Source organism: Serratia sp. TSA_130.1, assembly GCF_052691795.1.
Genome location: NZ_JBQZFS010000002.1, coordinates 141,173 through 158,462 on the forward strand (window position 1 = coordinate 141,173; position 17,290 = coordinate 158,462).

Annotated in this window: 17 protein-coding genes; 5 read left to right on the forward strand and 12 right to left on the reverse strand. The window is 61.0% G+C overall.

Going from position 1 to position 17,290, the window contains the following annotated elements:
• Positions 1 to 262 precede the first annotated feature (262 nt).
• Together sdeA and sdeB are read left to right on the forward strand one after the other, a co-directional pair.
• The gene (gene sdeA / locus ACUTQY_RS07375; RefSeq protein WP_033642705.1) at positions 263 to 1,450 is read left to right on the forward strand and encodes a multidrug efflux RND transporter periplasmic adaptor subunit SdeA; all 1,188 of its coding nucleotides are present in this window, start codon (positions 263 to 265) and stop codon (positions 1,448 to 1,450) included.
• A 24-nt stretch (positions 1,451 to 1,474) separates the two neighbouring features.
• Positions 1,475 to 4,618: a multidrug efflux RND transporter permease subunit SdeB gene (sdeB, locus tag ACUTQY_RS07380; protein WP_046686866.1), complete on the forward strand. Its 3,144-nt coding sequence runs from the start codon at positions 1,475 to 1,477 to the stop codon at positions 4,616 to 4,618.
• A 66-nt stretch (positions 4,619 to 4,684) separates the two neighbouring features.
• Here sdeB and ACUTQY_RS07385 read toward each other — a convergent pair whose 3' ends face one another.
• The 9 genes from ACUTQY_RS07385 to hinT form a co-directional block, all read right to left on the reverse strand.
• Positions 4,685 to 5,164, reverse strand: coding sequence for an RrF2 family transcriptional regulator (locus tag ACUTQY_RS07385; protein ID WP_033642703.1), 480 nt, complete (start codon positions 5,162 to 5,164; stop codon positions 4,685 to 4,687).
• 265 nt (positions 5,165 to 5,429) lie between these two features.
• Positions 5,430 to 5,966, reverse strand: a complete 537-nt coding sequence (locus tag ACUTQY_RS07390; RefSeq protein ID WP_004928798.1) for a glycine zipper 2TM domain-containing protein — start codon at positions 5,964 to 5,966, stop codon at positions 5,430 to 5,432.
• A gap of 356 nt (positions 5,967 to 6,322) precedes the next feature.
• Entirely contained in the window at positions 6,323 to 7,627 is a 1,305-nt protein-coding gene (locus ACUTQY_RS07395) for an NAD(P)/FAD-dependent oxidoreductase (protein WP_004928794.1), read from the reverse strand.
• A 332-nt stretch (positions 7,628 to 7,959) separates the two neighbouring features.
• Positions 7,960 to 8,502 carry an alpha/beta hydrolase YcfP gene (ycfP, locus tag ACUTQY_RS07400; protein ID WP_015377468.1) on the reverse strand — a complete coding sequence of 181 codons (543 nt, stop codon included), beginning with the start codon at positions 8,500 to 8,502 and terminating at the stop codon, positions 7,960 to 7,962.
• 79 nt (positions 8,503 to 8,581) lie between these two features.
• Entirely contained in the window at positions 8,582 to 9,601 is a 1,020-nt protein-coding gene (gene nagZ / locus ACUTQY_RS07405) for a beta-N-acetylhexosaminidase (protein ID WP_046686865.1), read from the reverse strand.
• 37 nt (positions 9,602 to 9,638) lie between these two features.
• A complete protein-coding gene (thiK, locus tag ACUTQY_RS07410) occupies positions 9,639 to 10,505 on the reverse strand; it encodes a thiamine kinase (protein ID WP_033650751.1) in 867 nt (288 codons plus the stop codon).
• On the reverse strand, positions 10,486 to 11,076 hold the full coding sequence (gene lpoB / locus ACUTQY_RS07415) for a penicillin-binding protein activator LpoB (protein ID WP_025302429.1): 591 nt from the start codon (positions 11,074 to 11,076) through the stop codon (positions 10,486 to 10,488). The genes thiK and lpoB overlap by 20 nt, the downstream gene beginning before the upstream one ends.
• Positions 11,077 to 11,102: 26 nt before the next feature.
• Positions 11,103 to 11,492, reverse strand: coding sequence for a YcfL family protein (locus tag ACUTQY_RS07420; protein WP_025302428.1), 390 nt, complete (start codon positions 11,490 to 11,492; stop codon positions 11,103 to 11,105).
• An 11-nt stretch (positions 11,493 to 11,503) separates the two neighbouring features.
• Complete coding sequence (gene hinT, locus ACUTQY_RS07425; protein ID WP_004928776.1) at positions 11,504 to 11,854, reverse strand: purine nucleoside phosphoramidase; 351 nt, start codon at positions 11,852 to 11,854, stop codon at positions 11,504 to 11,506.
• Between the two features lie 221 nt (positions 11,855 to 12,075).
• Here hinT and ACUTQY_RS07430 point away from each other — a divergent pair, with 221 nt between their 5' ends.
• A complete protein-coding gene (locus tag ACUTQY_RS07430; protein ID WP_033642700.1) occupies positions 12,076 to 12,981 on the forward strand; it encodes a transporter substrate-binding domain-containing protein in 906 nt (301 codons plus the stop codon).
• Here ACUTQY_RS07430 and ACUTQY_RS07435 read toward each other — a convergent pair.
• Positions 12,978 to 13,355: a winged helix-turn-helix transcriptional regulator gene (locus ACUTQY_RS07435; protein WP_080273385.1), complete on the reverse strand. Its 378-nt coding sequence runs from the start codon at positions 13,353 to 13,355 to the stop codon at positions 12,978 to 12,980. The two genes, ACUTQY_RS07430 and ACUTQY_RS07435, sit on opposite strands and share 4 nt — an antisense overlap.
• A 99-nt stretch (positions 13,356 to 13,454) precedes the next feature.
• Here ACUTQY_RS07435 and ACUTQY_RS07440 point away from each other — a divergent pair, with 99 nt between their 5' ends.
• On the forward strand, positions 13,455 to 14,204 hold the full coding sequence (locus ACUTQY_RS07440) for an SDR family oxidoreductase (protein ID WP_060659656.1): 750 nt from the start codon (positions 13,455 to 13,457) through the stop codon (positions 14,202 to 14,204).
• A 49-nt stretch (positions 14,205 to 14,253) separates the two neighbouring features.
• Here ACUTQY_RS07440 and ACUTQY_RS07445 read toward each other — a convergent pair whose 3' ends face one another.
• The gene (locus ACUTQY_RS07445) at positions 14,254 to 14,772 is read right to left on the reverse strand and encodes a YybH family protein (protein ID WP_069100828.1); all 519 of its coding nucleotides are present in this window, start codon (positions 14,770 to 14,772) and stop codon (positions 14,254 to 14,256) included.
• A gap of 158 nt (positions 14,773 to 14,930) precedes the next feature.
• Here ACUTQY_RS07445 and ACUTQY_RS07450 point away from each other — a divergent pair, with 158 nt between their 5' ends.
• The gene (locus ACUTQY_RS07450; protein ID WP_342188412.1) at positions 14,931 to 15,836 is read left to right on the forward strand and encodes a LysR family transcriptional regulator; all 906 of its coding nucleotides are present in this window, start codon (positions 14,931 to 14,933) and stop codon (positions 15,834 to 15,836) included.
• Between the two features lie 9 nt (positions 15,837 to 15,845).
• Here the strand turns inward: ACUTQY_RS07450 and ACUTQY_RS07455 are convergent, their stop codons facing one another.
• Entirely contained in the window at positions 15,846 to 17,150 is a 1,305-nt protein-coding gene (locus tag ACUTQY_RS07455; protein WP_033642695.1) for an Nramp family divalent metal transporter, read from the reverse strand.
• Positions 17,151 to 17,290: the final 140 nt, after the last annotated feature.

A 17,290-nucleotide genomic window follows, 5' to 3' on the forward strand; every position in this document is an offset into this window, starting at 1 on the left:
TGCCCAGTGCGCATACGTTGCAACAGTTTCGCTTTAAATGCAATTTTTATTATTGCATTTACCAGAAAGCCGCCTCTATACTCCACCCAATTAATGTAACCGATATTGATACATTAATGTGACACCAATATGTTTCAAAACCTAACGTTGCGCCATGACAAAGCGCGGCGCCCCTTCCGTCGAACGCCGGCATGAAGGGAAAAGCCCGGAAAACAGGGCTGGGTATGGGGCCAGACAGCGCTTACTTATCGGAATAAAAATAATGCCAAATCAACCAAACTCATCGTTCAACGCCGGCGGCCGCACGCGCGCCTTCGCTCTGGGCCAGCGGCTCTCCGGGGTGGCGCTGCTGGCCGCCCTGCTCGCCGGGTGTGACAACAGCGTCGCGCACAACGCCCCGCCACCGCCGCCGGTGGTCAGCGCCGCCAGCGTGGTGGTCAAACCGATCAGCCAGTGGGATGCGTTCAATGGCCGGGTCGAAGCAGTGCAAAGCGTACAGCTGCGCCCGCGGGTTTCCGGCTACATCGAGCGGGTCAACTACACCGAAGGCGACGAGGTGAAGAAAGGCCAGGTGCTGTTCATCATTGACGATCGCACCTACCGCGCCGCGCGCGAACAGGCGCAGGCGGAGCTGGTGCGGGCGCGCAATCAGGCAGCCCTCGCGCGCAGCGAATCTTCGCGAACCGAGAAACTGATCGGCACTCAGGCCATCTCGCAAGAGGTGTGGGAACAGCGCCGTTCGTCCGCCGCGCAGGCGCAAAGCAACGTGCTGGCGGCGCAGGCCCAGCTCGATATGGCGCAGCTTAATCTCGACTTTACCCGCGTCACCGCCCCGATCGACGGGCGCGCCAGCCGCGCGATGATCACCGCCGGCAACCTGGTCACCGCCGGCGACAGCGCCAGCGTGCTGACGACGCTGGTATCGCTCGATAAGGTTTACGTCTATTTCGACGTGGATGAGGCGACCTTCCTGCGCTATCAGCAGCAGGGCCGACACGACGCGCGCCTGCCGGTGAAGGTGGGCCTGGTGGGCGAAGACGGCACTCCGCATCAGGGGCTGGTGGACTTCACCGACAACCAGTTGAACGCCGGTACCGGCACCATCCGCATGCGCGCCCTGCTCGACAACCGCGATCGCCGCTTCACGCCGGGGCTGTTCGCCCGCGTGCAGATGCCCGGCAGCGCCGAGTTCAACGCCATGCTGATCGACGACAAAGCGGTGATGACCGATCAGAACCGCAAGTTCGTTTACATCGTCGATAAAGACGGCAAGGCGCAGCGCCGCGACATCGACGTGGGCCGGATGGCCGAAGGATTGCGCATTGTGCAAAAAGGCCTGGTGAACGGCGATCGGGTGATCGTCGACGGCATGCAGAAAGTGTTTATGCCGGGCATGCCGGTCGACGCGAAAAGCGTCGCCATGACCACCACCGCCTCCGCCCTTAACTAAGCTCCCAGCAGAGAATTCTGACCCATGGACTTTTCCCGTTTTTTCATCGACCGGCCGATCTTCGCCGCGGTGCTGTCGATACTGATTTTTGTCGCCGGGGTGATCGCCATTCCGCTGCTGCCGATCAGCGAGTACCCGGACGTGGTGCCGCCCAGCGTGCAGGTGCGCGCCGAATACCCGGGCGCCAACCCGAAAGAGATTGCTGAAACGGTGGCGACGCCGCTGGAAGAAGCGATCAACGGTGTCGAAAACATGATGTACATGAAATCGGTCGCCGGCTCCGACGGCGTGCTGGTGACCACCGTCACCTTCCGCCCGGGCACCGATCCCGATCAGGCGCAGGTACAGGTGCAAAACCGCGTGGCGCAGGCCGAAGCGCGCCTGCCGGAAGATGTGCGCCGCCAGGGCATCACTACCCAGAAACAGTCTCCGGCGCTGACGCTGGTGGTGCATCTGGTATCGCCTTCCGGCAAGTACGACTCGCTGTACCTGCGCAACTACGCCACCCTGAAGGTCAAGGATGAACTGGCCCGCCTGCCGGGCGTCGGCCAGGTGCAGATCTTCGGCGCCGGCGAATACGCAATGCGCATCTGGCTCGATCCGAACAAGGTCGCCGCGCGCGGGCTGACCGCCTCCGACGTGGTGAGCGCCATGCAGGAGCAGAACGTGCAGGTCTCCGCCGGCCAGCTCGGCGCGGAGCCGATGCCGACGCGCAGCGACTATCTGCTGTCGATCAACGCCCAGGGCCGCCTGCAAACCGAAGAAGAGTTCGGCAACATCATTCTCAAGAGCGGCGATAACGGCGAGATCGTGCGGCTGCGCGACGTGGCGCGCATCGAAATGGGTTCCGGCAGCTACGCGCTGCGCGCCCAGCTCAATAACAAGGATGCGGTCGGCATCGGCATCTTCCAGTCGCCGGGCGCCAACGCCATCGAGCTGTCGGATGCGGTGCGCGGCAAGATGGCCGAGCTGGCGACCCGCTTCCCGGACGGCATGAGCTGGAAATCGCCGTACGATCCGACGGTGTTCGTGCGCGATTCAATCCGCGCGGTGGTGGATACCCTGCTGGAAGCGGTGATCCTGGTGGTGCTGGTGGTCATTCTGTTCCTGCAGACCTGGCGCGCCTCGATCATTCCGCTGTTGGCGGTACCGATCTCCGTGGTCGGCACCTTCGCCGCGCTGTATCTGCTCGGCTTCTCGCTCAACACCCTCAGCCTGTTCGGGCTGGTGCTGGCGATCGGCATCGTGGTGGATGACGCCATCGTGGTGGTGGAGAACGTCGAGCGCAACATCGAAGAAGGGCTGTCGCCGCTGGCGGCGGCGCACCAGGCGATGCGCGAGGTCTCCGGCCCGATCATCGCCATCGCCGTGGTGCTGTGCGCGGTGTTTGTGCCGATGGCGTTCCTCTCGGGCGTTACCGGCCAGTTCTACAAACAGTTCGCCGTCACCATCGCCATCTCGACGGTGATCTCCGCCATCAACTCGCTGACCCTGTCGCCGGCGCTGGCGGCGCGCTTGCTGAAGCCGCACGGCGCGCCGAAAGATCTGCCGTCGCGCCTGATCGACCGGCTGTTCGGCTGGCTGTTCCGGCCGTTCAACCGCTTCTTCGCCAGCGGCTCGCAGCGTTATCAGCACGGGGTATCCCGCGTGCTGGGCCGACGCGGCGCAGTGTTCGTCGTCTACCTGCTGCTGCTGGTCGCCGCTGGGGTGATGTTCAAGACCGTGCCGGGCGGCTTTATCCCGACGCAGGACAAGCTGTATCTGATTGGCGGCGTGAAGATGCCGGAAGGCGCCTCGCTGGAGCGCACCGATGCGGTGATCCGCAAGATGAGCGCCATCGGCCTGAGCGTGGACGGCGTCACCGATGCGGTGGCCTTCCCCGGCCTGAACGCGCTGCAGTTCACCAATACGCCCAATACCGGCACGGTGTTCTTCGCGCTGGAGTCATTGAGCACCCGTACCCGCACCGCGGCGCAGATCAACGCCGAGATCAACGCGCGCATTTCGCAGATCCAGGAAGGTTTCGCCTTCTCGATCATGCCGCCGCCGATCCTCGGCATCGGCCAGGGTTCCGGCTATTCGCTGTACGTGCAGGATCGCGGCGGGCTGGGTTACGGCGCGCTGCAGACCGCGATCAACACGATGTCCGGCGCCATTATGCAAACGCCGGGCATGGGCTTCCCGATCTCCTCTTATCAGGCCAACGTGCCGCAGCTGGACGCCAAAATCGATCGCGACAAGGCCAAAGCTCAGGGGGTGCCGCTCAATGCGCTGTTCAGCACGCTGCAGACTTACCTCGGTTCGTCTTACATCAACGACTTTAACCGTTACGGCCGCACCTGGAAGGTGATGGCGCAGGCCGACGGCCAGTTCCGCGACAGCGTGGAAGACATCGCCAACCTGCGTACCCGCAACGACAAAGGCGAAATGGTGCCGATCGGCAGTATGGTCAGCATCGGCACGACCTACGGCCCGGATCCGGTGATCCGCTACAACGGTTTCCCGGCGGCGGACCTGATCGGCGACGCCGATCCGCGCGTCCTCTCCTCTACCCAGGCGATGAGCGCACTGACGCAAATGGCCGACAAGCTGTTGCCGAACGGCATGAACATCCAGTGGACCGATCTGAGCTACCAGCAATCGACCCAGGGCAACGCCGCGCTGGTGGTGTTCCCGGTCGCGGTGCTGCTGGCGTTCCTCGCGCTGGCGGCGCTGTATGAAAGCTGGACGCTGCCGCTGGCGGTGATCCTGATCGTGCCGATGACCATGCTGTCGGCGCTGTTCGGCGTATGGTTGACCGGCGGCGACAACAACGTGTTCGTGCAGGTCGGGTTGGTCGTTCTGATGGGGCTGGCCTGCAAGAACGCTATTCTGATCGTCGAGTTCGCCCGCGAGCTGGAAATGCAGGGCAAAGGCATCGTCGAGGCAGCGCTGGAAGCCTGTCGCCTGCGGTTGCGACCGATCGTGATGACCTCCATCGCCTTCATCGCCGGCACCATCCCGCTGATCCTCGGCCACGGCGCCGGCGCCGAAGTGCGCGGCGTCACCGGCATCACGGTGTTCTCCGGCATGCTGGGGGTCACGCTGTTCGGGCTGTTCCTGACGCCGGTGTTCTACGTCACCCTGCGTCGCCTGGTGGCACGCAAAACGCAGACGCAGACGGCGTAATCCTCGTCTTAACATGCAAAAAGGTCGGGCATTGCCCGACCTTTCTTTATGCATCAGAACTCGCGATTATTTATCGGCGGTTTCGGCCTCTTGCGCGGCGGCGTATTCCGCACAGGCGCGCTTGTCACCCCGCTCCAGTTCGGCCAGCGAGTCAGCCACGGTGTGGCGCGCCAGCACCGCGAGCGAAGCCTGCTCGGCCTCGTTCACCACCGATTTGAAATACCAACAGGCGTTGGCGCTCACCAGGCAACGGGCCGGCACTTCAGGGCGTGAGGCCCAGATGCGCTTGTCGTCGATCACCGCCAGGTAGATATCCCGCAGGGTAATCTCTTCCGCCGGGCGGCCAAGGTGGATAGAGCCGTTTCGGCCCAGGGTGGAAACGATGATGCCGTCTTTGGTCAGCGGCACCATCAGTTTGCGGATAAAGCTCGGGTTAGCTTCCAGAGTGGCGGCGAGCGTGGCGCTCGTCGAACGCATGCCCTGCTTCTCAGCTACGGCGACGCTAAGGACCATTTGCAACGCTGTCGGAAAGCGAAAATCTAACATGTCGTTATCTCTGCGAGACGAAATACTCGGGTTTGGCCGGTGCGGCGATTAGCGCCGAACACACCGCTTAATCGCACAATAATATAACAAACGCGGGGGCTTTTTTGAAGTTTTGCCCAGTGATATCGCACGCAGACATTAGAACGATCGTCGAATTCGCGGGCAGACAAAAAGCAGAAACCCGCGTCAATGTTAACGCCGCTCGCTTAACCGAGTTAAACGATCAGAACTAACACTGCCCGCGGGTTTAATTCGAATGCGTCGATCAGGCTCTGTTCAGCACCAGCTGGCCGTTTTTGTCCAACGGGATTTGGGTGCCCGGATCGTGATCCATGCGGATCTTGCCCTGCTGATTGCCGATCTTGTAGGTCACGTCATAGCCCAGCATTTTCTGAGACTTGTCGTAGACCGTTTTGCAACGCTGCTGAACGCTGGTGGTGACGTCGTTATTCTGCATCGCCCCTTGCACCTGGTTACCGGCGTAGCCGCCGCCCAGAGCGCCCACCACGGTCGCCACGTCGCGTCCGCGACCGCCGCCGAACTGGTGGCCGATCACGCCGCCCGCCACTGCGCCCAGCACAGAACCGGCGATGCGGTTTTCATCCTGCACCGGTGCACGGTGCGTGACGGTGACGTTGCGGCATTCCTGACGCGGCGTTTTGATGGTTTCTTTAATCGGCGTTGCGGCGAGCACCTGCGCATATTGCGGACCGGCAGAAAAGACGTCCAGGCTGGCTACCGCGGCAATCCCCAGAGCGGCAGCGATGCCAATCCCAACACCGGCTAACATTGACTTGTTCACAGGAAACCTCCTGAAAGTGTTACCACGCATTTTTTCCGGGTCTGTTACCGGCATGGCACCGCGCTTATTATTTTGCGCATGGGCGGCTTGCGGTATCCCGGTTTACGGCGTGCGCGACGCGCCGTCTGTAAACGAGGTAAAGTCTGCACAATGATTTGAGGGCTCGCAATAAGACAAGGGGACCAAAAATGCGGGAAAACGGCCGTTTTGCCGTTGTTTAGGAGGAATCTTAAGAATTTTACCCATATCGGCGACAGCTTATGCTGAAGAATCAAGCAACCGCCGCCGTTAGCCTCGCCCCGCCATAAAAAAACCCGCGCGGGCGAACCGGCGCGGGTTGATCGACAACGGCGGGATCAGTGCATCTTCAGACGCGGGCGGATCACCCGGTTAATGCCGCCCACCAGCATCATCAGGCCGGTTTTGATGTAGCCGTGCAGCGCCACCTGGTGCATGCGGTACAGCGAGATGTAGACGAAACGCGCAATGCGCCCTTCCACCATCATCGAGCCGCGCATCAGGTTGCCCATCAGGCTGCCGACGGTGCTGAAGCGCGACAGCGACACCAGCGAACCGTGGTCTTTGTACACGTAAGGCTTCAGCGTCTGACCGTTCATCAGCGCCAGGATATTGGTGGCGCAGCGTGAGGCCATCTGGTGCGCCGACTGAGCGCGCGGCGGCACGAAACCGCCACCCTCTTTCGGGCAAGAGGCGCAGTCGCCGATGGCGAAGATGTTCGGATCGCGCGTGGTCTGCAGCGTCGGCTCCACCACCAACTGGTTGATGCGGTTGGTTTCCAGGCCGCCGATGTCCTTCATAAAGTCCGGCGCTTTGATGCCTGCCGCCCACACCATCAGATCGGCGTCGATGAACTCGCCGCCCTTGGTATTCAGGCCTTTGGCATCCGCGCTGGTCACCATGGTGTTGGTCAGCACGCGCACGCCCAGCTTGATCAGCTCCTGGTGCGCCGCAGCGGAAATGCGCGGCGGCAGCGCCGGCAGAATGCGCTCGCCGGCTTCGACCAGCGTCACGTTGAGCGCGCTGTTGTCCAGGCCTTCAAAACCGTAGCTGTGCAGCTGTTTCACCGCGTTGTGCAGTTCGGCGGACAGTTCAACGCCGGTGGCGCCGCCGCCGACGATGGCGATGTTGACCCGCTCTTTTTGCCCCGGCTGCGCCGAGAACTTCAGAAACAGGTTAAGCATTTCGTTGTGGAAACGACGTGCCTGATGCGGGTTATCCAGGAAGATGCAGTGCTCTTTCACGCCCGGCGTACCGAAATCGTTTGAGGTGCTGCCCAGCGCCATCACCAGGATGTCGTACGGCAGTTCACGCGCCGGCACCAGCTCGCCGCCCTGCTCGTCGCAGATCTGCGCCAGCTGCAGCGTTTGCGTCTCGCGGTTGATGTTGGTCAACGACCCCAGCTGGAAACTGAAATGGTGATTGCGCGCGTGCGCCAGGTAGCTGAGCGCATCCACGCCGTCATCGAGGGAGCCGGTCGCCACTTCGTGCAACAGCGGTTTCCACAAATGGCTGTGGTTGCGATCCACCAGCGTGATCTCGGCTTTGTTCTTACGGCCAAGTTTATGGCCCAGGCTGGTCGCCAGCTCCAGACCACCGGCGCCGCCGCCGACAATAACGATTTTCTTCTTTGGCGTTGTCAAAATAACCCCCTAAATGTGAACCATTTGTTATCCCAGGGTAAATAAATAATATCCTTAGAATACATAGGGTTCGCGTAAAATAAATCGGCTCTCTGCAGCCAGAATAGCATGTGAGGTTATTTGGTCATACCAAAATTGACGTACATCAATTTTTTTTGGTTAAAGGCTGGACGAGGGCATTTTTTGGGGATTGCGATTCAAATAGTTAGCGCTGAGTCACAGTTTTAAATTTTGCCGATTGCCACGCAAAATCTGGCTTTGGCGCACAAAAAAGCCGCACTTTCCGTCGGTGAAAAACGGGGAGCGCGGCTCGCGGCAGCGTTATGAAACTGTTAACCCAGCGCCTTGAACGCCTTGAGCCGCTGCAGATGCGGCGAGATGTTTTTGAACTTGTGCGTCTGCTGTTCATCCCACACGATCTCGTAGTAGTGATGCAGCAATTCGGCGCTGCGCCGGTTATCCAGCACCTCGTCGTGGCGCGACAGCACCACCAGACAGCGATCGCGGTTTTTCTCGCGGAAATCCTCCACGCACTTGGTGGCGATATCGCGATACTCTTCCGGCCGGTCTATCTTGCCGTGCATGTGCTCTTCCGGGTACAGGTTGGGATTGAACATCGCCTGGCGAATGCCGCACAGGAAGCCGATGCGCTCCGCCCAGAAGCCGCCAAGGCCGACCCCGCAGATCAACGGGTGCGCATCGCCGCCCTGCTGCACCGCCTTGTCCACCTCTTTCAACAGATGCTGCATGTCGTGACGCGGGTGTAGCGTGCTGTAGCTGATAAAGCGCACATCCGGATCGATAAACTGCAGCTGTAACACCTTTTCATGATTGCCGGGGCTGGTGGAATCGAAGCCGTGCAAATAGATAATCATGTGGATCCTCGCAACAAGCCAAGGGCCGCGGGCGCGGCCCTCATCATTTCCGCTCTGCGCCGCGATGCGGCGCCTGGATTCACCCTTGCGAACGCTGCTTGTGCTCCTCCCAGCGTTCGCTCAGCGCGCTGAGCGCCTTGTGCGCCTGCTGCCAGCGCTCGGAGTCGCGCAGTTCCTGACGGGTGAACTGACCGCGATGATATAACCGCTTCACCTTCTCTGCTTTGACCGGGGACAGGTTATCCAACACGCTGACCGCGCCTGCGCGGTGGTTGCACACCAGGATCATGTCGCAACCGGCATCAAGCGCCGCCTGGCCGCGTTCGGCATAGCTGCCCATGATGGCGGCGCCTTCCATCGACAGATCGTCGGAGAAAATCACGCCGTCGAAGCCCAGCTCCTGACGCAGGATCTGCTGCAGCCAGTACGGCGAGCCGCTGGCCGGACGCGGGTCCGCTTCAGTATAGATGACGTGAGCCGGCATGACGGCGTCCAGCAATTGACGATTGATCAGCTCGCGGAAGATCGCCATGTCATGCTCGCGGATCTGCGCCAGCGGCCGCGGATCGCGCGGGGTTTCCTTGTGCGAATCGGCGCTGACGGCGCCGTGCCCCGGGAAGTGCTTACCGGTGGTTTTCATGCCGGCGCTGTGCATGCCGAGGATAAAGCGCTCCGCCATCGCCAACGCCTGCTGCGGATCGCTGTGGAACGAACGCTCGCCGATCGCCGCGCTGGCATGGCCGATGTCCAGCACCGGCGCAAAGCTGATGTCGATATCCTGCGCGATCATCTCCGCCGCCATCAGCCAGCCGGCCTCCTGCGCCAGGCGGCCACCTTCTTGCGCATCGTTCAAGGCGGCGAACGATTGCGCCGCCGGCAAGCGGGTGAAGCCTTCGCGGAAGCGCTGCACGCGCCCGCCCTCCTGATCCACGGCCACCACCAGCCGATCGTGCGAAGCGGCGCGGATCTGGCGCACCAGCTCACGCAGCTGCTCCGCATCGTGGAAATTGCGGGTAAACAGGATCAATCCGCCAACCAGCGGATGTTTCAGAATCTCGCGTTCTTCTGCATCCAGCTCGTAGCCGGCGACATCTAGCATTACTGGGCCCACGGGCACCTCACTTCATATTGTTCGTTCAGAATTCGGATGATGATAAACAGAATTGCCGGCGCAGCGCCGCGCCCCAGCGCAAAAATTCAACGTCGCCGCTCTGCTGCCAGCGCACTTCAAACCACAGCAGCATCAGATAATCCACCCACGGCAGCCAGCGCTGCACCTGCGCCTGCAGCCGGGCGACGTCGTGATAGCCCTGACGCGCGTAGTGCTGCAAAAAGCGCTGCTGCGGCTCAGCCGCCCAGCCGTTGCCGCGAAACAGCGCGGCGATATCCAACGCCACATCGCCGTCGGCGGCATACTCCCAGTCGATCAGCCGCAGCCCCTCGCCAGTCGCGAGCAAATTGCCCGGGTGGATGTCCATGTGCAGCGGCGCCAGGCGTAATGGCCGCGGCGGCGCGCAGCGTAAGAAATGACGCTGCCAACGCAGCCAGGCGGGGGTTAAACGCCGCGTATCCAGCTGCTGCCAGTAGCGGAGGAACTGCCGCCGCAGATCCAGCCGGTAACCGCTGAGCGGCCGCCGGTGCAGCGTCGTCGCCATCGCCGCCAGCTCGCCGCGTTGATTCAGCATGTCAAACTCAGCTTCTGTGACGATGTCACCTTCGAGCCATTCGAGGACAAGCCACTGATTATTCTGCGCGAAAACCCGTGGCCCCAGCCCCGACGCGCAGCGACGCAAGACCTGCGCTTCCCGCCGTCTGCTCACGCCCAGCGCGCGTTTCTCCGCGCTGTTTTGCCGCGCCAGCAGCGTAATGCCCGATCCGTCGATGCGCCAGCTCTCGCCGGTCAGCCCCTGCACCGGGCTGAAATGACAACCGGCGGTATTCACCGCCGGCAGTCTGGTTTCCATCAATTGTCGCAGCGCGGCCTCAGCGTTTAACGGCGCCATTGCCCGACCAGACGATCTCGCCGGTTTGCACCAGCATCAGCTGCATATCCAACGCCGGCGACTTCACGTCGCCGCTGACGTCGCTGTACAACACGTACTGCGCGCCGACGATGCGCGCCAGGCCAATCGCCTTGCTGCGCGAGCCGAAGCTGTCATCCGCCGACAGGCCCAGCGTTTGTCTGGCGCTCGTCAGCTTCGCTTCCGGCACCACGCTGAAGGTGGAGTTCGATGCCAGCGCCTTATACAGCGCCGCGGTGGCTTTGCCCATCTGCAGCGAGCCGTTGGTGTTGTTCTTGACGCTGTCCAGCAGCAGCACGCTGCCGGCCGTGACGCCATCGGCCTTCAGCATCTGATTCACCAGCGGCTGAACGCTGCCCAGCCAGTCAAGCTGCTGGATTTTCGGCGGCTGCGGCACCGGCTCGGTGGTTGGCGGCTGCGGTTGCTCGACCGGCGGCGTCGGCTGTTCCGGTTCGACGGTGACCGGCGGCAATGGCTGATCCGGCTCAGGCGGGCGCGACAGACAGCCGCTCAGGGTGAATGCGGCCAGCGCCACTAAGACGTACTTTTTCATGCTTTTTCTCCAAACCTGGCAAGCGCTTACAGGTACAGATACAGACGCGCGCTTTTAGCTTCCAGATTACCGTTAATCGAGTAGATTTTGGCGTCCGAGTTAGGCGCCACGACGATCTCACGCGGTTTCTCGAAGGGGCGAATATCCAGCCCCTGCGCGTCGTACCAATAGAAACGATAATGCACGGTGACCGGCGTCGGTTGGCTGTTATTGAGCACCGAAGTCGCCATCACCCGCCCGGAAGCGTTCGAGACAGAGGGCGTATCGGCAAAAATGCCGGCGGTCAGCACCGAAGGATCCATCACCACCGTTTGCCCCCGGTTAACCGCGATGCCGGATGGCGAACTGCACCCCATCAGCAACGCGGCAGGCAGCGCCAACGCCATCAGACAACGCAGAGTTTTTTTACCGCGCATGATTTCCTCGCTTAACGTGACAGCAGCGGCCCCAGCGAGCGGCCACCGACCAGGTGCATATGAATATGATAGACCTCCTGACCGGCGTGGCGGTTGCAGTTGACGATCAGGCGGTAGCCGTCCTCGGCGATGCCTTCCTGTTCGGCGATTTTCGCCGCGGCGGTGATCATGCGGCCCAATGCGGCCTCATGCTCCACGGTCACGTCGTTGACGGTTGGGATCAGCACGTTGGGAACGATCAGCACATGGGTAGGCGCCTGGGGGGAGATGTCACGGAAAGCGGTGACCAGTTCATCCTGGTAAACCACATCAGCAGGGATTTCGCGGCGGATAATTTTACTGAAAATCGTTTCTTCGGCCATCTGGCGTTCCTTGTTTTACACAATTAGCTGTACGCAGTATGAGTGACAAATTCTACTGCTTTCAACCTGATTGCGCACTTTCCACGTCGAGTGCTGCAGATTCGCGCAGGCCGTCGCCCCGCTTGTGCATCTTTTCACTTTGGTTATTCACTATTGTTGCTTTACTTGCCCCGCGCCGCCGCCAATAGTAACCCCATGATTAACAAAGGATAGAGGGCACTATGCCACTGAAGATTGCGGCGCTGTGCGCGCTGTTGCTGAGCGCTGCCGTGCAGGCGGCCACGACGGGCGGTATCGATCTGCAGGCTAACCGAGAGCCGATACACACAGAGAAAAATCCCGCCGCTATCGCGCTGATCCCGGCGAACTTTCACTTCGCGGTGCCCGGCAAGCTGACGGTGGCGGTAGCATTCGAGAACTCTCCGCCGCTGGCGCTGTTCGCCGAAGACAATAAAACGCTGATCGGCAGCGATCCGGACATCGCCCGCCTGGTGGCCGACAGCCTCGGGCTGGAGCTAAATCTGGTGCCCACCTCCTGGGAAGATTGGCCGCTGGGCATCAGCGCGGGCAAATACGATGCGGCGATCTTCAACATCGCCGTCACCAAACAGCGTAAAACCAAATTCGATTTCGCCACCTACCGGGTGGACACGCTGGGCTTTTACGTCAAATCCACCAGCCACATCACCGCGATCAACCGCCCGCAGGACGTGGCCGGGCTGCGGATCATCGTCGGATCCGGCACCAATCAGGAAAACATTCTGCTGGGATGGGATAAGCAGAATCGCGCCGCCGGGCTGCCGCCGGTACAGCCGATCTACGTGACCGACGACGCCGCCACCAACCTCAGCATTCAGTCCGGGCGCGCCGATGCGTTCTTCGGCCCCCACTCCACCGGCGCCTACAAGGCGGCGCTGACCGGCAAAACCAAAATGGTCGGCATCGGCCCCAACGTGGCCTACGTCGCGGTCACCACCAAAAAAGGCAACGGATTGGTGAACGCCGTCAACGCCGCGATCAATGGCGCGATCGTCAGCGGCGAATACGCGCAGGTGCTGGAACGCTGGGGCGAAGGCGACGAAAAGGTCGAGCGTTCAACCATCAACCCGCCGGGCATCGGCGACTAACCACCGATCAGCTGCGGGGCATGCCGACGCATCCACTCGGCCAACGAGTCCAGCGTCGGCCGCAGCGATTTGCCCAGCGCAGTGACCTGATACTCCACCCGCGGCGGCACTTCGGGATACACCTGCCGCGTCACCAGACCGCGTTGTTCGAACAGCCGCAGCTGGCGCGTCAGCTCTTTTTGCGCGATGGGCGCCACCGCCCGCTGCAGCTCGCTGAATCGCACCGGGCCATCGATTATGATCAGCCGGTACAGGATGGGTATCGCCCATTTGCCCGACACCAGATTGACGAAGTCCACCATCGGGCAGGGTTCGCCCGCCGTCGGCAGCGCCGACAAATTATTTTCCGCCGTTAAGGGCGCTTGCGTCGTCATTTCATCCCTCCTCGTCCTTTAGTATCCAAAAGGTGCCTACTATGCAAAAGGAACTATAGCGCAAATAATGCCGCAACAGACGCTAAAGAGGAATCGGTTATGTCACGACTGCAAGGCAAATACGCATTGATTACCGGCGGCACCAGCGGCATCGGGCTGGAAACCGCCCGCCAATTCATCGCCGAGGGCGCAACGGTGGCGATCACCGGCCGCAGCCAACGCGCCTTGGACGCGGCGGGCCAGGCATTGGCAGGCAACGCGCTGCTGCTGCTGAGCGACGCCGGCGACATCCCACAGCAGCGCGCGCTGGCGCAGCAGTTGGAGCAACGGTGGCCGCGGCTGGACGTGCTGTACGTTAACGCCGGCGACGTCACGCATCGCCCGCTGCAGGAGTGGGATGAGCAGAGCTACCAGCGGCTGATGGACATCAACCTGAAGGGGCCGTTCTTTCTGATCCAGGCGCTGCTGCCGCTGCTGGCCAACCCTTCTTCAGTGATCCTGTGCGGTTCGGTCAGCGCCCATATCGGCCTGCCGCAGAGCAGCGCCTACGCCGCCAGCAAAGCCGGTTTGTTGTCTTTGGCCAGAACGCTCTCCGGCGAGCTGCACGCGCGCGGCATTCGCGTCAACGGCCTCAGCCCCGGCCCGACCGAAACCCCGGCGCTGGGTAAGCTGGGGCTGGCGGAAGCGGATGAGCGGGCCTTGCGCGACGATATCCGCGCGCTGGTGCCGATCGGCCGCATGGGCAGCGCGTTGGAGCTGGCCAAAGCGGCGGTGTTTCTGGCGGCGGATGAGTCGGCCTTTATGGTCGGCGCGGAGCTGCAGATGGACGGCGGCGTGGGGAATCTTTAGCCGTCGCGCGACACAATAAGGCCGCTTGCGCGGCCTTTGTCAGTGTCACTCAACTCACCCCTTGAATCGGGTTGGTATTAAAGGTGTAGACCACGATCTTCCACTGGCCCTGCTGTTTCTCCAATACAAATACTTCACGGTTTAAATCGATCAAGGTGGCTCCGTCGCTTATTCGGGTTACCGTCGCGCCGCGATGATGGTGCGTGCGCACATAGGCCATATTCCCGTTCACACTGATGCTGTCATAAGCAAACTCGGTTTCAAATTTCTCGTTTTTAAATAAATTGTCATATTGTTGTCGGCGTTTTTCATTGCTGTCCGCCGTCGGTTTTTCGTTCCATTGCGAGTAACTTTCCGGGGCAAAAAGTGACAAAATTGTTTGCGTATCGCCGGCGTTAAGCGCTGCCTGGTAGCGGTTTATCAGGTTATACACCGCCTTCTGCTCGGCCGCGACGCCCGCCTCAGCGGAAACCCTGTAACTTTGCGATGCGGCCTCGCTGCTTGCGGCATAACTTTGGCCACACAAGCCCACGCCCGCCAATAACAATACGACAGTTAATTTTTTCATATAAATATCCTCTCAGGCGTTATTTCATTATGGCAATACAGGATGCGATTTCAGATAAATAAAAACGCTGGAAATAAATTATCCAATGCCGCGTTAAATTGACAGCCGGCATATTTAAAAATACTCTTTTAATAATTTAAATAATGGAAGCCGTTAACATGAATGAACTGCACGCGCTGCGCGTATTCTGCCAGGTGGTGGAAATGGAGGGGTTCAGCCAGGCGGCAACCAAAATGGGGCTCTCCCCGGCCAGCGTCACATACAGCATCAATCAGCTTGAAAAACAGTTCGGGCAACGCCTGTTCAAGCGTTCAACCCGGCGCTTCTCGCTGACCAGCGCCGGGGAGCGTTGCTATCGCACCGCGCAAGAAATTTTGCAGCAGTTTGACCGGCTGAAAAACGACATGTCGTGCGATTTTGAACAACCACGAGGACCGCTGCGGGTCGAGATAGCCTCGATGCTCAGCAGCATGCATATCGCCCCGGCGCTCCCGGCTTTTTTGGCGCAATACCCAGAGTTGCAGCTCAGCGTGTCGGTCAGCGATCGCTTGGTCAATCCGGCGGAAGATCGCGCCGACGTGTTTATTCGCATCGGCGCCGGCAACATCCCCGAGATGGTCAGCCGCCCATTGCTGCAACCCCGTTATCTGTGCTGTGCGTCTCCCGATTATTTTGCGCGCCACGGCCGGCCGGAACACCCGGAGCAGTTGCAACGCCATCAGCGGCTGGGATTTATCCGTTCAGGCGCGGCGGCGGCGGACGACTGGCAGTTCATTCGTGATGACGAGCGCTACCGTCTGGCGCCCAGCCCGCTGTTGAGCTTCAACCATTCACAAACGCTGTGTGAGGTGGCCAGGAACCATCTCGGCCTGGTTTACTTGCTGGACTGCACGCTGGAAAACTATCTGAAGGCGGGCGAACTGGAACCGATACTGCAGGAGTGGGCGCCCCTTGGGGCGCCAATCAATATTCTCTATCCGCGCCTGCGGGATCGCAGCCATAAAATTCGGGTTTTCGTCGACTTCATCAGCGAACTGTTCGCCGGTAAATCCGCCGGGCACTGATCGCGCAGCTCATCCCAACCCGGGGATATCGACACCGAAAGTCTGCAGCAGCAACACCACGTTGAGCAGCACAATCACCACCGTGCCGACCACCGCCGCCAGGCTGGTCCAGCGGCCGTTGGCGAACTCGCCCATGATGTCGCGGCGGCGAGTGAACATTACCAGCGCAATCATCGGCGCCGGCAGCGCCAGACTCAACACCACCTGGCTGTAGACCAGCGCGTCGGTGGCGTTGACGCCCATCGCCACCACGATGAACGCCGGCACCATGGTGACCAGACGGCGCACCCACACCGGGATACGGAAACCGACGAAGCCCTGCATGATCATTTGCCCGGCCATGGTGCCCACCACCGAGCTGGAAATACCGGAGGCGATCAGCGAAGCCAGGAAGATGCCGGCCGCCGCCGCGCCGAACAGCGGCGTCAGCGTATGGTAGGCGGTGCCGATTTCGGCCACGTCGCTGTTACCGGCGTGGAAGGCGCTCGAGGCCATGATCACCATCGCAATATTCACCAGCCCGGCAAGGGCCAGCGCGATCACCACTTCAATATTGGAAAAACGCAGCAGCTTGCGCCGCTCGCCGTTGTCGCTGGCCGGGCTGCGGTGCTGGGTCAGCCCCGAGTGCAGGAAAATGGCGTGCGGCATTACGGTGGCGCCGATAATGCCGACGGCGATGGTCAGCGCCTGCGCATCCGGCAACTGCGGCGTCACCATACCGATGCCAGCCGCCTGCCAATCCACCGGCACGATGAACATTTCCACCAGGTAGCACAGCGCGATGATGCCCACCAGGCCGCCGATCATCAGCTCAACCGGACGAAAACCTTTTTTCTCCACCATCAGCAGCGCATAGGTGATCACCGCCGTCACCCCCATGCCCGCCAGCAGCGGCATATGGAACAGCAGCGCCAGCGCGATCGCCCCGCCGAGAAACTCCGCCAGATCGGTGGCCATCGCCGCCACTTCGCTGAGCAGCCACATGCCGATCACCACCGGCCGTGAAAACTGGTCGCGGCACATCTCCGCCAGATTGCGGTTGGTGACGATGCCGAGCTTGGCCGACAGCGCCTGGAACAGCATGGCGATCAGGTTGGCCATCACCACCACCCACAGCAGGCTGTAGCCGTATTTCGCCCCGGCCTGGATGTTGGTGGCAAAGTTACCGGGGTCCATATAGGCAATAGAGGCAATCACCGCCGGACCGGCGAACAGCAGTGGCGTAAAGGCGCCGCGCTTGCGCCCGGCAAGGGCGGCGCCAATCGCGATGTTGGTCCGTTCGGTTAACGATGAGGGGGTTGCCGCGTCTCGCATGAAGTACCCTTAATCTTTTACTGGTTATTTTTCCACCGATCATGCTGACAATGTAGCATCGGCTACACTTTATGCAACAGGCGAAATTAATGGGCTTTGTGTAGAGATATTTCTAACTACCACAATGCATGGCATCGAAT